Source organism: Pseudoduganella rivuli, assembly GCF_009674485.1.
Taxonomy (GTDB): domain Bacteria; phylum Pseudomonadota; class Gammaproteobacteria; order Burkholderiales; family Burkholderiaceae_D; genus Rugamonas; species Rugamonas rivuli_B.
In genome coordinates this window covers 412,085-425,160 of the sequence record NZ_WKJJ01000005.1, presented here as the reverse complement: position 1 = coordinate 425,160, position 13,076 = coordinate 412,085, and the positions used below count along the sequence as shown (strand labels likewise).

The window sequence follows — 13,076 nt, the reverse complement described above, 5'->3', positions numbered from 1 at the left end:
GGCGCCCAGCGGCGCGGCCGATGCCGGCAGGCTCACCGGCGCATCGGCCACGATCAGCCCCGGCGCATTGCCCGCGCTGCGGCGCGCCAGGCGCACGCCGGCCGTCACCGTATGAAACAGGCTGCCGGGGCGCGCCAGCGTGGCGTCGAGCCGCAGCGCATCGAGCGCGCCATCGAAAGGCCGCGTGCGGTAAGGCACGCCGACGTAACGGTAGGCCGCCGCCCCCTGCTGCGCCAGTCCCTCCACGGCCGTGACCGGCACCTTGCCACTGTAATCGATACGGTAGGCTGGCGCGGTGGCAGCCAGCGTGGCGCCGGAAAAGAACAGGTTGTTATAGCTCTCCGTATGGCTGGCATCGAGTTGCAGCAGCCAGTTGCCGGTGCGCCAGCTGCCGCCGGCGGCCAGCTGGCGGTTGCGGTCGACGGTATCGCGCGCAAAACTCAGCACCGACACCGGCGCATTGGTCCACGTGACGGTTTGCACATCGCGCGTGCCGGGGAACAGCGTGACGCTGCCGGGCACGAACGTGGCCGGCGCGGACAGGTTGACCTGATACGAGTCTTGCACGGTCTTGAACTGCGCATAGCTGCCTTCCGCATACAGTTCAATCCCGGCGGACGGCCGCCATTGCAGCATGGTGCTGAACGCGTTGCGCTCGCGCCGGCCGACACTGGCCGTTTCCGTGCCGCCGGCCTGCACCAGCACATCCTGTCCAGCCAGCAAATCCTTGCGCAAGCGTGGTTCGGCGCTGCTTTTCTGGTCTTCGCGCCATGCGCGGCGCTGCACCGACACGCTGGCCAGCGCGCCGAATTCGCCCACGGCGGTTTGCCAGCGCGTGCTGGCCAGCGCGGAGTATTGCGGCGCGCCCCCGCCGGCCAACTCGCCGTGCACGTAGCGCGCCGTGGCGGCCAGGCGGGTGCCGCTGAAATCGAACGGGCGGCGCGTGCGCAAGTCGGCCAGGCCGCCCACGCCCCCTTCCAGCTGGCTGGCGATGGCGGTCTTGTGGATGGCGATGGCCGCCACCATGTCGGCCGGCACGTCGGCAAAGTCCAGGTTGCGGCCGGCGCCGGCGGTGAACACTTCACGGCCGTTGAGCGTGGTTTCCATTTGCGTCAGGCCGCGGATCGCCACCGCCGTGCCGTCGCCGCGGTCGCGGGCGATCTGAACGCCGGGGATGCGCTGCAAGGCGTCGGTGACGCTGAAGTCGGGCAGCTTGTCGATCTGGTCGGCCACGACCGCATCGACCACACCGGGACCGGCGCGGCGAATCTGGCTGGCCGTATCGAGGCTGGCCCGCTGGCCCACGACAATCACGGACGGTACGGCGTCCGGCAAGTCACCGGCCGATGCGGCGCACGGGACCATCAGCGCCGCGCAGGCGGCGCCAACTCGCTGAAACTGTGACATAGCTTCCCCCGGAGTGCGCTTGTTGAAATGGATTGTCGGCAACTGGGTTTCCTATGATTACTTACTCGGCGCAGTAAGGCAAGCCGTTCAGTGTCGCTTGTAGATGCCGGCGCAGATCACCATGCCCTCCGAGCGTTCGCAATACATGCGTTTAGGCAAGATGGACTTGGTGATCGGGTCGACAAACGCATAGTCTTGCCAGAAGCTGGCCTTGGTGGCAGCCAGTTCCATGCGTTCGCGGATGAAGGCCTTGCCGTCCGCATCCCGCAATTCCAGCACGTCCTTGCCCACCATGCGCGCGTTCTGGCCGTGCGCCAGCACCTTGCCGTGCATGTCATAGACCACCGGGTACAGGTCGCCCTGCACCCATGCGGGATCCTTGGCGGTGATGGCCGCGAAGGTCTTCGCGTTATCCTTGCGCACGGCAGCCACGGCTTTGGCGACGATTTGTTCCGCCTGCGCCGGTGTCGCGTAGACCGGCTCCGCGGCGGCTGGCGCGCAGGTGGCCAAAGCTGACGCCAGGCTGGCTGCGGTAACGAAGTGCTTCATGAATGTCTCCTGAGAACGATGCTGCATACTTGCTAGTTTCACCTTAGCAAAGCAGGCGGCCACCCGCCATCGTCCCCGCCTGATTCAGGCCTCAGGATTTCCTTACCCTCCCCGGCCGGCCCGGAGTCCGCCATAATGTGCATGAATTCATATTTATCCGCACGAATTGTGCGCAACCCAAGGAGTTTCCATGTCCACGATCAGCGTTGACCGCCACGACCTGGCCCTGCTGGCCGAATTACAGCGCGATGGGCGCGCCACCAACAGTGCGCTGGGCGAACGCATCCATTTATCGACATCGCAAGTGAGCCGCCGTATCCAGCGCCTGGAAGAAGCGCGGGTGATCGACCATTACGCGGCCATGCTGGATCCGGCCGTCGTGGGCCTGGGTGTGCAGGCCTTTATCCACGTGACACTGGACCGGCACACCACGTCATCGGGCGCGAGTTTCGAACGGGCGATCTGCGATTTGCCGGAAGTGCTGGAATGCTTTTCCGTGACGGGCGAGGCGGATTACGTGCTGCGGGCGGTGTCGCACGACCTGGCGTCGTTTTCCGAATTCATGATGCACAGCCTGCTGCGCATCCCCGGCGTCACCAACGTGAAGACCAATATTTCGCTGAAGAAGGTCAAGCAGGTAACGGAACTGCCGCTGGACCACATCGCCCAGCCCCGCCAACCCAAGATGCGCGTGCATTTTGTGTAGGGCAAATCGTCATTACGGGGCCTGGCCCCAATCGCACGCTCGTGCTTTTGGGGCCAGGCCCCTGAAAAAAAACAGCCCGCACTGGGCGGGCTGCTTGAAGTCATCCACTGCGGTGGGAAGGGATCAGAACTCTTCCCACTCGCCATCCGGCGAATTCACGACTTTTTTCGCACCAGCGGCCTTCGGGGCGGAGCTGGGCTTGGGCTGGCGGGACACCGTCAGCGCCGTCACCGGCGCCTTGGCGGCGCGGGCGGCAGGCTTGGCCACGTAGTGGGCATTGTCGATGCGGAACGCGCTGACCACGGCCGACAGGCTGGCCGCCTGGTCTTGCATGGCTTGCGACGCGGCCGCGGTTTCTTCCACCAGCGCGGCATTTTGCTGGGTGGTCTGGTCCATCTGCGCGATCGCCTGGTGCACTTGCGCGATGCCCGCGTTCTGCTCTTCCGTCGCGGAACTGATTTCGCCCACGATGTCCGTCACCTGGCGGATGCTGGTGACCACCTGCTCCATGGTCTGGCCGGCCTGCTCCACCAGCTTGGTGCCCGAGCCTACTTTTTCCACGGAGTCGTTGATCAAGACCTTGATTTCCTTGGCCGCCGCGGCCGAACGCTGCGCCAGGTTACGCACTTCGGTCGCCACCACGGCGAAGCCGCGGCCTTGCTCACCGGCGCGCGCCGCTTCCACCGCGGCGTTCAGCGCCAGGATGTTGGTCTGGAATGCGATACCATCGATCACGGAAATAATGTCGACAATCTTGCGCGACGAATCGTTGATCGACCCCATCGTGAAGATCACCTGTTCCACCACGCTGCCGCCCTGCACCGCCACTTCCGATGCGGAACGCGCCAGTTGATTGGCCTGGCGGGCATTGTCCGAGTTCTGGCTGACGGTGGACGTCAATTCCTCCATCGACGACGCGGTCTGTTCCAGCGCCGCCGCCTGGGCCGACGTGCGCTGCGACAGGTCGCCCGTGCCGGCGGCGATTTGCTGCGATGCGGAGCTGACCGCGTCGGCCGACGAGCGGGCCGCGCCAATCGCGCCGCCGATATCGGTCAGCAGCTTGTTGAAGGCGACCGCCGTGTGGCCGATTTCATCCATGCGCTCGACTTGCACCTGGCGGGTCAGGTCCAGCGACTGGCTGACGTCTTCGATGGTGCCCTTGATGGCCGCCAGGCTGTTGCGGATGATGCTGAACAGGTGGAAGCCCAGCACGGCCGTGACGACCAGCGCCAGCACGATCACCACGCTCAGCAAGGTCAGCGCGCTGCTGTAGGCGGCTTCCGCTTCCACGCGTACCTCGTCGATCAGCTTGTTGTTGTAGGCGATATGGTCATCCAGCGATTTTTGCAGCGCGGCGGCGCTGACGGCCAGCGGCGTGCCGGCCAGCAGGGTTTCGCGGATGGCGTCCATGTCGCCCGCATGCGACGCGGCCAGGAACGGCACCAGCGCCTGGCGGTAAGCGGCCATGGTCGACTTGTCCGACTCGATCATCTTGCGGTCGGTGTCGTCATAAATACGTTCTTTTTCGTATTCGCCGATCACCTTGTCGAAATTCGCGTGCGCATCGTTATACGCCTTGTCCAGCGCGGTCTTGTCCGGCAAGTTGGAGAACACAGACAGGCGGTAGCCGGCCAGGCGGCTGGCGGCCAGCGCATGCTTGGCGGCGTTCAGGCCGGCGATGCTCGGCAGCAGGCGCGATTGCACTGTTTCGAAACGCTGCTGCGAGCGCTTCAATTGAATCAGTCCATTGGCGCCGACAAAAATCAGCGCCAATAGCGCGACTGACAGGGTCGTAATCAAGCGCTTGGTAATAGTCATGAGTTCTCAGTTGGGGAGTTGATCGAGATCAACCGGAATTACCGGTTTTGTCCATGGGCAAGTATCGCGGAATGCCCCAGCCACCGCAAGCTCCTACTGTAACTTTTATATTGAAATTATTAAGATGTATGGTTTTTTAATCAAAAATCCGTGGCACGCGAACGTCATTTATCGCCGCGGTGCACCATTCAGTGCCATCCCAGCTGGCGCGCCGCCAGGTCGTTGAGGATTTCCTCGGCGCCGCCGCCGATCATGTAGACCTTGGCATCGCGGTATATCCGCTCCGATTTCGTGCCCCGCATGAAGCCCATGCCGCCCAGCACCTGCACGGCCTGGTCGGCGCAGAATTGCATGGTTTGCGCCGCGAAGTTCTTCAGCATGCACAGTTGCGCGACGGGCGCTTCCCCGTCCGCCATGCGTCCGGTCAGGTCTTCCAGCAGCGCCCGGGTGGCTTCGATTTGTGTCGCCATCGCCACCAGTTTGTGGCGCACGGCCTGGTGCCGCACCAGCGGCTGGCCAAATGTTACGCGCTGCCCGGCCCAGTCCGACGCCTCGTCCAGCGCGGCCCGCGCCAGACCGTACGATTGCATGGCCAACATCAGCCGCTCGTGGTTGAAATTGCGCATGATGAGCTTGAAGCCGCCGTTTTCCTGGCCCAGCAAGTTGGCCACCGGCACGCGGCAACCGTCAAAGTGCAATTGCGCGGTATCGGAACACCACCAGCCCATCTTCTTCAGCGGCGAGCGGGTCAGTCCCGGCGTAGCGCCGTCGACCACCAGCATCGACACGCCGCCCGCACCGGGGCCGCCCGTGCGCACCGCCACCGACAGCACGTCGGCACGCATGCCGGAAGTGATAAAGGTCTTGGCGCCATCGACGATGTAATGGTCGCCGTCGCGCACGGCGCGGGTGGCCAGATTGGCGACGTCCGAGCCGCCGGACGGCTCCGTGATAGCCAGCGCGCTGACCAGTTCACCGGACAGGATGCCCGGCAACAGGCGCGCCTTCAACGCGTCGGAACCGCCGTTCAGGATCGGTGGCGCGCCGATCGCGTGGCTGAACAGCGACGCCATCAGCCCGCCGCAGCCGGTACGCGCCAGTTCTTCGATCAGCACCAGGTGGTGGAACAAGTCCGCGTCGGCGCCGCCATACGGTTCCGGATACCCCAGTCCCAGCAGCCCCAGCTCCCCCGCCCGGCGGTACAGCGCGCGGGGAAACTCGCCCGCCTCTTCCCACGCATCGATATGCGGCATCAGCTCCGCATCGACGAAGCGCCGCACCGTGGCGCGGAACGCCTCATGTTCCCGCGTATGGCGGGGGGAACGGGGTAAATCCGGGTACATGGCGCCTCCTTAAATATAAAAGCATTTGCTTGAATATTTAAGGTATCACAACAGCGCGCCCAATTCCACCTGGATCTTGATCATGGCCGGCAGGCAGCGCTCGACGATCTGCGCCGCCGTCATGCGTCCCGCGTGCACGCTGATGTTCATGGCCGCCACCACGTCGCCGCGGAAATTGCGCAGCGGGACGGCGATGGTCCGCAAGCCCAGTTCCAGTTCCTGGTCCACCAGCGCATAGCCCTGCTCGCGGGCGCGGGCGATTTCCAGCGCCAGCCGCTCCTTGTTGACGATGGTGTGCGCCGTGATTTGTTCCGGTTGCGCCCGCTCCAGGAAGCGTTCCACCGCAGCATGGGGCAAACACGCCAGCAGCATGCGGCCATTCGCCGTGCAATAGGCCGGCACCCGCGTGCCAGGCTGCAAGGTATTCGACACCAGCCGCCCCGCGCTCACGGCCGCCACGCACACCAGCTGGTCATCGTCCAGCACGCCGCATGACGCCGCCTCTTCCAGCGAATACGCGAGCCGGTACAGCAGCGGCTGCACGATGCGGGGCAAGCGGGCCGAATGCAGGTAGGACTGGCCCAGCCGCAGCACGGCCGGCGTCAGTGAAAACTGTTTATTTTCATGCCGCATGTACCCCAGGTACGTCAGCGTGATCAGGTAGCGCCGCGCGGCGGCCCGCGTCAGGCCCGTACGCTCCGCCACTTCGGCGATGGTCAGGCGCGAACGTTCCTGGTCGAACGCTTCGATCACCTGCAAGCCCTTTTCCAGTCCGGCGATGAGGTCGCGCGGATGGGGGGCGGAAAAGTCGTCGTCGGCAGCCATAGCGCAAATAATTCATGTTTTGTGCGATTGTCGCACAAATTGGGCGAATGTCGCATGCAGAGCGCATTTACCCCGTAGCCTGCCCGGGCTTCCCTGCCTAAGATGACTGGCATCGACACCGACAACGCGCGCTATGCGCACAAAGGAGAGAAGCGTGAATTTCGAAGCGATTGCCCCGGGCATCTATCCGGAACTGGTCTATCCACCGTACAAATCCACCGTCAAGCGTGGTCCGACGCAGCCGCTGCTGCGCCTCGACGCCCCCCGTCCCGTAACGGACAACATCGTGGCCACGCGCAGCCTGCTGCTGCCGCACGACATGGATTTGACGGCGCAAGGCGAAGGCGAGCCGCTGGGCGAGAAAATCGTCGTCACGGGCCGCGTCGTCGATGAAGATGGCAAGCCGGTGCGCAATTCGCTGCTGGAAGTGTGGCAATGCAATGCGGCGGGCCGCTACCGCCACAAGAAAGACCAGCACAACGCACCGCTGGACCCGAACTTCAATGGCTGGGGCAAGATGCTGACGGACGACGACGGCCGCTACCGCTTTGTCACCATCAAGCCGGGTCCCTACCCGTGGGGCAACCACGACAAGGCATGGCGTCCCGCCCACATCCACTTTTCGCTGTTCGGCAACGTGTATGCGCAGCGCCTCGTCACGCAAATGTATTTCCCCAGCGACCCGCTGTTCGCTTACGACCCGATTTTCCAGAGCATTCCGGACGAAGCGGCGCGCCAGCGCCTGATTTCCCGCTTCTCGCTGGAGGAGACGGTCGGCGACCAGATGCTGGGCTATGAATTCGATATCGTCCTGCGCGGCCGCGACGCCACGCCGATGGGCATTTGATCAGGGAGACACCATGAGCAACATCACCACCTCGCAAACCATCGGCCCGTTCTCGCACGAAGCATGGCAATGGGCCGTGACCGCCACGCAAGGCGCCACCCTGCAAACCACCGCCGCCACCGTGACCGTGCGCGGCGTGATCTACGACGGCGACGGCGTGCCGGTCAACGACGCGCAAATCGAAGCCTGGCTGCCCGAGAGCGCCGCCTGCGAAGCGCAGCAAGCGATTCCCGGCTTCCGCCGCCAGCCCAGCGGCGAGCAGGGCCAGTTTGAATTCCGCTTGTCGCGCCAGGCCCAGCCGGCGCCGGGCGAACCGGCCGCCTACATCACGGTGTTTGCACGGGGCCTCGTCAAACACCAGTTCACCGCCGTCTTCCTCGGCGACGACGCCGGCCTGCGCGAATCGGCTATCCTCGACCAGGTGCCGCCGGCGCGCCGCGCCACGTTGGTGGCCGCCGCGCAGCCTGATGGTTCCTACACCTGGGACATCCACCTGCAGGGCGACCAGGAAACCGTGTTCTTCGACTATAAATAAAGCAAAGGAGCAGCTGTGAGCGGATCGATCTTCGACAGCTTTCTCACCACCACGGACATGCAGGCGGTATTCAGCGACCAGGCCATCGTGCAGGGCATGTTCCGTTTCGAAGAGGCGCTGGCGACAGCCCAGGCGGCCGAGGGCATGATCCCCGACAGCGCCGCGCGCGCCATCGCATCGGTCTGCAGCGCACCGTTGTACGACATTCCCGCCCTGATCGCGGCGGGCCAGCGGGCCGGCAGCCTGGCGATCCCGCTGGTGAAGGAACTCACGCGCACCGTGGCGCTGTACGACAAGGACAGCGCGGCGCGCGTGCACTGGGGCAGCACCAGCCAGGACGTGCAGGACACGGCCATGGTGCTGGCCACGCGCGACGCCCTGCAACTGATCGACAGCGCGCTGGAATCGCTGTGCGCGCACCTGCTGGAACTGGCGTCGCGGCACCTCGACACGCCCATGCTGGCGCGCACCTTGATGCAGCCGGCACAGGTGACGTCGTTCGGCTTCAAGCTGGCGGGTTGGGCGGCGCCGCTGGTGCGGGCCCGCGCGCGGTTGCGTACTGCCGCGGCGCGCGCGCTGCAATTACAGTTGGGCGGCGCGGTCGGCACGCTGTCCGTCATGGGCGCGCAGGGGCCGGCCGTGGCGCAACGCATGGCCCATGCGCTGGGCTTGCGCGTCCCGGACGGCAACTGGCATACGCAGCGCGACGAATGGGTGCGGCTCGGCATGGAAGTGGCGATCCTCACGGGCAGCCTGGGCAAGGTGGCGACCGACCTGTCGCTGATGGCGCAGGGCGAAGTGGGCGAACTGGCGGAACCGTCCGGCGCGGGACGCGGCGGTTCGTCCGCCATGCCGCACAAGCGCAACCCGGTTTCCGCCATGATTGCACTGGCGGCCGCCGCGCGCGCGCCCCATACGGCCGCGACCCTGCTGTCGACCATGGGCCAGCAGCATGAACGCGGCCTGGGCAACTGGCAGGCCGAACTGGCCGCGTGGCCGCAACTGTTCCTCGGCGCCCATGGCGCGCTGCAGGCGCTGAACGATGCGTTCGCGGATTTACAGGTCGACGGCGCGCGCATGCTGCGCAATATCGATGCGCTGCAAGGATTGGTTTTCGCGGAAGCGGCGTCGGCGTACATGGCGTCCGCCATCGGCCGCCCTGCCGCCCATGCGCTGCTGGAACAGCTGTCGCAACAGGCGGTGCAGACCGGCCGCCATTTGCGCGACCTGGCGCTGGACGCGGTGCGGGACGATGCCGCGCTGGCGGCCATCGATGCGGACCAGCTGGCCGCACTGTTCGATCCCGCACAGGCCGCGGTATCGGCCCGCCACCTGGCGCAGGAACAATTGCCGGCCCTGCGGCGTGCATTGGCGGCGCCCCTGTAACCTTTCGGACCACATACATATGACTTACGATCCCTACCAACACGATTACGAACGCGGCATGGCGAACCGCCGCGCCGTCCTGGGCGACGCCTGGGTCGACCGTTCGTCTGCCGCCGCCACCACGTTCAATGCGGATTTCCAGAACCTGATCACGCGCTTTGCCTGGCATGACATCTGGGGCCGTCCCGGCCTGCCCTTCCAGACCCGCCGCGCCATCGTACTGGCCATCACCATTGCGCTGGGCCGCTGGGAAGAATTCGAACTGCACGTGCGCGCCGCGCTGCTGGGGCCGGACGAACACAAGCTGTCCGTCGGCGAATTGAAGGAAGTGCTGATGCAGTCGGCGATTTATGCGGGCGTCCCCGCCGCCAACACGGCGTTCGCGCACGCGCAGCAAATCCTGCGCGAAGTGGGCCCGCAAATCGGCTATGCACTGGAACCGCTGGCGCCGTCCGGCGTTCCGCATCCCGGCGTCGGCCAAGAGGGCCGCACGTCGTCAACCCCGGCGCTGCATTACACCGTGCGCGAACCCCGCAACGGCGGCGCGCCGCGCCACACCGTGGTGCTGAGCCACGCGCTGGGCTGCGACCTGTCGATGTGGGACGGGCTGGCGCACGTGTTGCCGGACGATTGCCGCGTGATCGCCTACGACCACCGTGGCCATGGCGGTTCGGCCGCGCCCGCCGGGCCCTATTCGATGGCGGAACTGGCCGACGATGCGGCGCGCATGCTGGAAGAACTGGGTACCGGCCCCGTGGTGTGGATCGGCCTGTCGATGGGCGGCATGGTGGGACAGGAACTGGCGCTACGGCACCCGGCGCTGGTCAAGGCGCTGGTGATCGCCAATTCCACGTCCGGCTACCCGGACGCGGCGCGCGCCATGTGGCAACAGCGCATCGCCACCGTGCGCGACGGCGGTACCCAGGCGATTGCCGACGCCGTCATGGGCCGCTACTTCCACGACGACTTCCGCGCGACGTCGGCCGCCACCGTGGCCCGCTTCCGCCTGCGCCTCGTCACCACCGATACCGAAGGCTATATCGGCTGCTGCGCGGCCGTGGGCGGCGTCGACACCACGGCGCGCCTGCAACAACTGGCGGTGCCCACGCTGGTGATCGCGGGAGAGTTGGACCAGGGCACGCCGTTGGCCATGTCGCAAACCATGGCCGAAGCCATCCCCGGCGCCGAACTGGTGGTGCTGGCCGATGCGTCGCACCTGGCGGCCATCGAGCAGCCGGCCGCGTTTGCGCGGGCAGTGAAGCAGTTTATCGCCCGCTTGTAATCACAGGTGCGCTGCTGCCAGGCAGCCGCGCACCACCGTGCCCCGGCACTGCGTCATGCGGATTCACTTCTCCGCAGTCTTCAGCTTGTCGAACTTGGCTTGCAAGGTTTCCGCATCGCTGCCGCCCAGCTTGTAGAGCGCGCGTTCCCACGATCCATAGGTCGGATTCGGCAAAATCACCCAACGTTCGCCCCAATACTGCTGATACGCCTTCGCGGCAGCCACCCGTTCCTCCGGCGTGCCTTTGCCGGTAATGAAGTCACCCAGGTCGTCGCCCACCAGCATGATGATGCGATGCTTGTCGGCGACCATGCTCCTGCGCGGCGACTTATCGGAAGCGGACGGCACGCCATCGCCTTTGGAAATAATGACGTCTGCCCCTTCCTTCAGTGGGTAACCCAGGTTCATCAGGTTGGCCTTCGTTTCCGGTTCCAGTTCCACCGACCTGTTAGTGACATAGAAAATGGTCAGTTGTGGATAGCGCTCGACCGCCCATTTCAGGAACTCAAGGGAACCCGGTACAGGTGTCGCCGCTTTCATACGGACCCACTTGTCCCACTCTTTGTCCGACACGTCATAGACCGTGCGTTTTTTGACGGTCAGCGCTTCCGAAGGCGAGTTATCCAGCACGGTTTCATCGACATCAAGGATGATGGCTGGCGGCAGCGCCGCATAAGACTTGCCTTGCTGTTCCACTGCGGCGGTCCACGAGGTATCCGCCATGGCTGCATTGACCGCGTTGCGCGCATTGCGGTAAGCACCGGTCGCCACCATCTGATATTCCGCCGACGTCTGCATCCACAGTACCGCATTCAGGTTTTCATGGGTGTCGCGAGGGGTAGCGCAGCCGGTAATCGATATGACCGCGGTGCACATCAGCACAGATGCGAAGTTTTTCATGTCAGATTCTCCAGTGGGAGTGGTTGGGCTTGCGCATTGTACTTACGCCATAAAAAAAAAAGGAAGCGCCCGCAGCGCTCCCTTTTTGCTAGTGTCCGTAATTTACAACCAGCTTATTTCCCCAACTCGTGCATCGGCACCTTGTACGTTTCCCTGGCCGACGCGGCGGACATCGCGGAAATAATACTGGTCGCCGTCACGAACGCCGCCACCGGCACCCAGCCCATCGGGCCCGGCTGCAGGATGGCCGCGCTGATGGTGGGAGCGAAGCCTCCCAGTGCAAAGCCGATCTGCGTGCCGATCGCCATGCCCGACAGGCGCACGCGGGTCGAGAACATTTCGCCGTACATCGAAGGCCACACGCCATTGGCGGCGCTGTAGACGATGCCGGAGAGTGCGATGCCGAACAGGAAAATCAGCGCCACTTCGCCATGGGCGATGGCCCACATGTAGGGCCACGCCAGCACGGCCGAACCCAGCGCGCCAAAGATGAACACGGGTTTGCGGCCGATGCGGTCCGCCAGCGATGCCCACAGCGGGATCGCGCCCAGCGCCACCAGGTTGGCCAGGATCAGCACCGTCAGCATGGTGGACCGGGGCAAGTGCATGGTATTGACGGCATACGACAGCGTAAACACGCTGAAGATCGTGCTGACCACGGACACCAGCGCGGCAAAGATCACCCGCAGCAGGTTGCCCTTGTGGTCGGCAAACAATTCCACCAGCGGCATGCGCTCCTTCTTTTGCGGCGCCTCTTCTTCGAATGCCGGGGTTTCCGGCAACGTGCGGCGCACCCACATGCCGACCGCCACCACCACGGCGCTCAGCAGGAAGGGAATGCGCCAGCCCCACGCCAGCAAATCCTCTTCCGGCAGCGACGACAGTGGCAGGAAGACCAGGGTGGCCAGGATCAGGCCCGCCTGCGTACCGCTCAGCGTGAAGCTGGTGAAGAATGCGCGGCGGTGCGGCGGCGCGTGTTCCAGGGTCATCGAGTTGGCGCCGGCCTGCTCGCCGGCGGCGGACACGCCCTGCAGCATGCGCAGCACCACCAGCATCACCGGCGCGGCAATGCCCACCTGCCCGTAAGTCGGCAACAGGCCGACGCAGAACGTCGAGACGCCCATCAGCAGCAAGGTGAACGTCAGCACTTTCTTGCGCCCGTACTTGTCGCCGATATGGCCCAGCATGACGGCGCCCAGCGGACGCGTGATGTACGCCACGCCAAAGGTGGCAAAGGCGGCGACAGCGGCCACGCTGGGGTCGAACGACGGGAAAAAGATTTTCCCGAACACCAGCGCGGCGGCGGTGCCGTAGATGAAGAAATCGTAGTATTCGACGGCGCTGCCGATCCAGCTGGCGAACGCCGCCTTGCGCGGCGAGCTTTTAGGCCGGGCGGCAGGCGCCGCGCGGTCCGGTGCGTCGCTCATGGCATCCCGCTGGGGCAAGGTGGTGGTGTGGGACATGTCTTCCTCCATTTT

At 65.0% G+C, this 13,076-nt stretch carries 12 protein-coding genes; 5 read left to right on the top strand and 7 right to left on the bottom strand.

All coding sequences use genetic code 11. The annotated features are described in order from the left end of the window. A partial coding sequence (locus tag GJ700_RS10585; RefSeq protein WP_154373413.1) for a TonB-dependent receptor plug domain-containing protein occupies positions 1-1,407 on the bottom strand: 1,407 nt, incomplete at its 3' end. 87 nt (positions 1,408-1,494) lie between these two features. Next, positions 1,495-1,956 carry a cache domain-containing protein gene (locus GJ700_RS10580; protein ID WP_154373411.1) on the bottom strand — a complete coding sequence of 154 codons (462 nt, stop codon included), beginning with the start codon at positions 1,954-1,956 and terminating at the stop codon, positions 1,495-1,497. A 190-nt stretch (positions 1,957-2,146) separates the two neighbouring features. On the opposite strand from GJ700_RS10580, the gene GJ700_RS10575 reads away from it, so the two are divergent. Further along, complete coding sequence (locus GJ700_RS10575) at positions 2,147-2,662, top strand: Lrp/AsnC family transcriptional regulator (protein ID WP_154373409.1); 516 nt, start codon at positions 2,147-2,149, stop codon at positions 2,660-2,662. Positions 2,663-2,785: 123 nt separating this feature from the next. On the opposite strand, the gene GJ700_RS10570 is transcribed toward GJ700_RS10575, so the two are convergent. From GJ700_RS10570 to GJ700_RS10560, 3 genes are all read right to left on the bottom strand, one after another. Then, on the bottom strand, positions 2,786-4,480 hold the full coding sequence (locus GJ700_RS10570; protein WP_154373407.1) for a methyl-accepting chemotaxis protein: 1,695 nt from the start codon (positions 4,478-4,480) through the stop codon (positions 2,786-2,788). A 188-nt stretch (positions 4,481-4,668) separates the two neighbouring features. Further along, the gene (locus tag GJ700_RS10565) at positions 4,669-5,823 is read right to left on the bottom strand and encodes an acyl-CoA dehydrogenase family protein (protein ID WP_154373405.1); all 1,155 of its coding nucleotides are present in this window, start codon (positions 5,821-5,823) and stop codon (positions 4,669-4,671) included. A gap of 45 nt (positions 5,824-5,868) precedes the next feature. Further along, positions 5,869-6,648: an IclR family transcriptional regulator domain-containing protein gene (locus tag GJ700_RS10560; RefSeq protein ID WP_154373403.1), complete on the bottom strand. Its 780-nt coding sequence runs from the start codon at positions 6,646-6,648 to the stop codon at positions 5,869-5,871. A gap of 154 nt (positions 6,649-6,802) precedes the next feature. Between GJ700_RS10560 and pcaH the strand changes: the two genes are divergently transcribed. From pcaH to pcaCD, 4 genes are read left to right on the top strand one after another with little or no spacing between them, the layout of a single operon-like run. After that, a complete protein-coding gene (gene pcaH, locus GJ700_RS10555) occupies positions 6,803-7,495 on the top strand; it encodes a protocatechuate 3,4-dioxygenase subunit beta (protein WP_371867910.1) in 693 nt (230 codons plus the stop codon). A gap of 13 nt (positions 7,496-7,508) precedes the next feature. Next, positions 7,509-8,030, top strand: a complete 522-nt coding sequence (locus GJ700_RS10550; RefSeq protein WP_154373398.1) for a peptidase associated/transthyretin-like domain-containing protein — start codon at positions 7,509-7,511, stop codon at positions 8,028-8,030. 15 nt (positions 8,031-8,045) lie between these two features. Continuing rightward, entirely contained in the window at positions 8,046-9,416 is a 1,371-nt protein-coding gene (gene pcaB, locus GJ700_RS10545; protein ID WP_371867909.1) for a 3-carboxy-cis,cis-muconate cycloisomerase, read from the top strand. 19 nt (positions 9,417-9,435) lie between these two features. Beyond that, the gene (gene pcaCD, locus GJ700_RS10540; protein WP_154373396.1) at positions 9,436-10,698 is read left to right on the top strand and encodes a bifunctional 4-carboxymuconolactone decarboxylase/3-oxoadipate enol-lactonase PcaCD; all 1,263 of its coding nucleotides are present in this window, start codon (positions 9,436-9,438) and stop codon (positions 10,696-10,698) included. 63 nt (positions 10,699-10,761) lie between these two features. Here pcaCD and GJ700_RS10535 read toward each other — a convergent pair whose 3' ends face one another. Both GJ700_RS10535 and GJ700_RS10530 read right to left on the bottom strand, forming a co-directional pair. Then, positions 10,762-11,598, bottom strand: a complete 837-nt coding sequence (locus GJ700_RS10535) for an HAD family acid phosphatase (protein ID WP_154373394.1) — start codon at positions 11,596-11,598, stop codon at positions 10,762-10,764. Positions 11,599-11,711: 113 nt separating this feature from the next. Next, positions 11,712-13,061, bottom strand: coding sequence for an MFS transporter (locus GJ700_RS10530; RefSeq protein WP_229506910.1), 1,350 nt, complete (start codon positions 13,059-13,061; stop codon positions 11,712-11,714). Positions 13,062-13,076 lie beyond the last annotated feature (15 nt).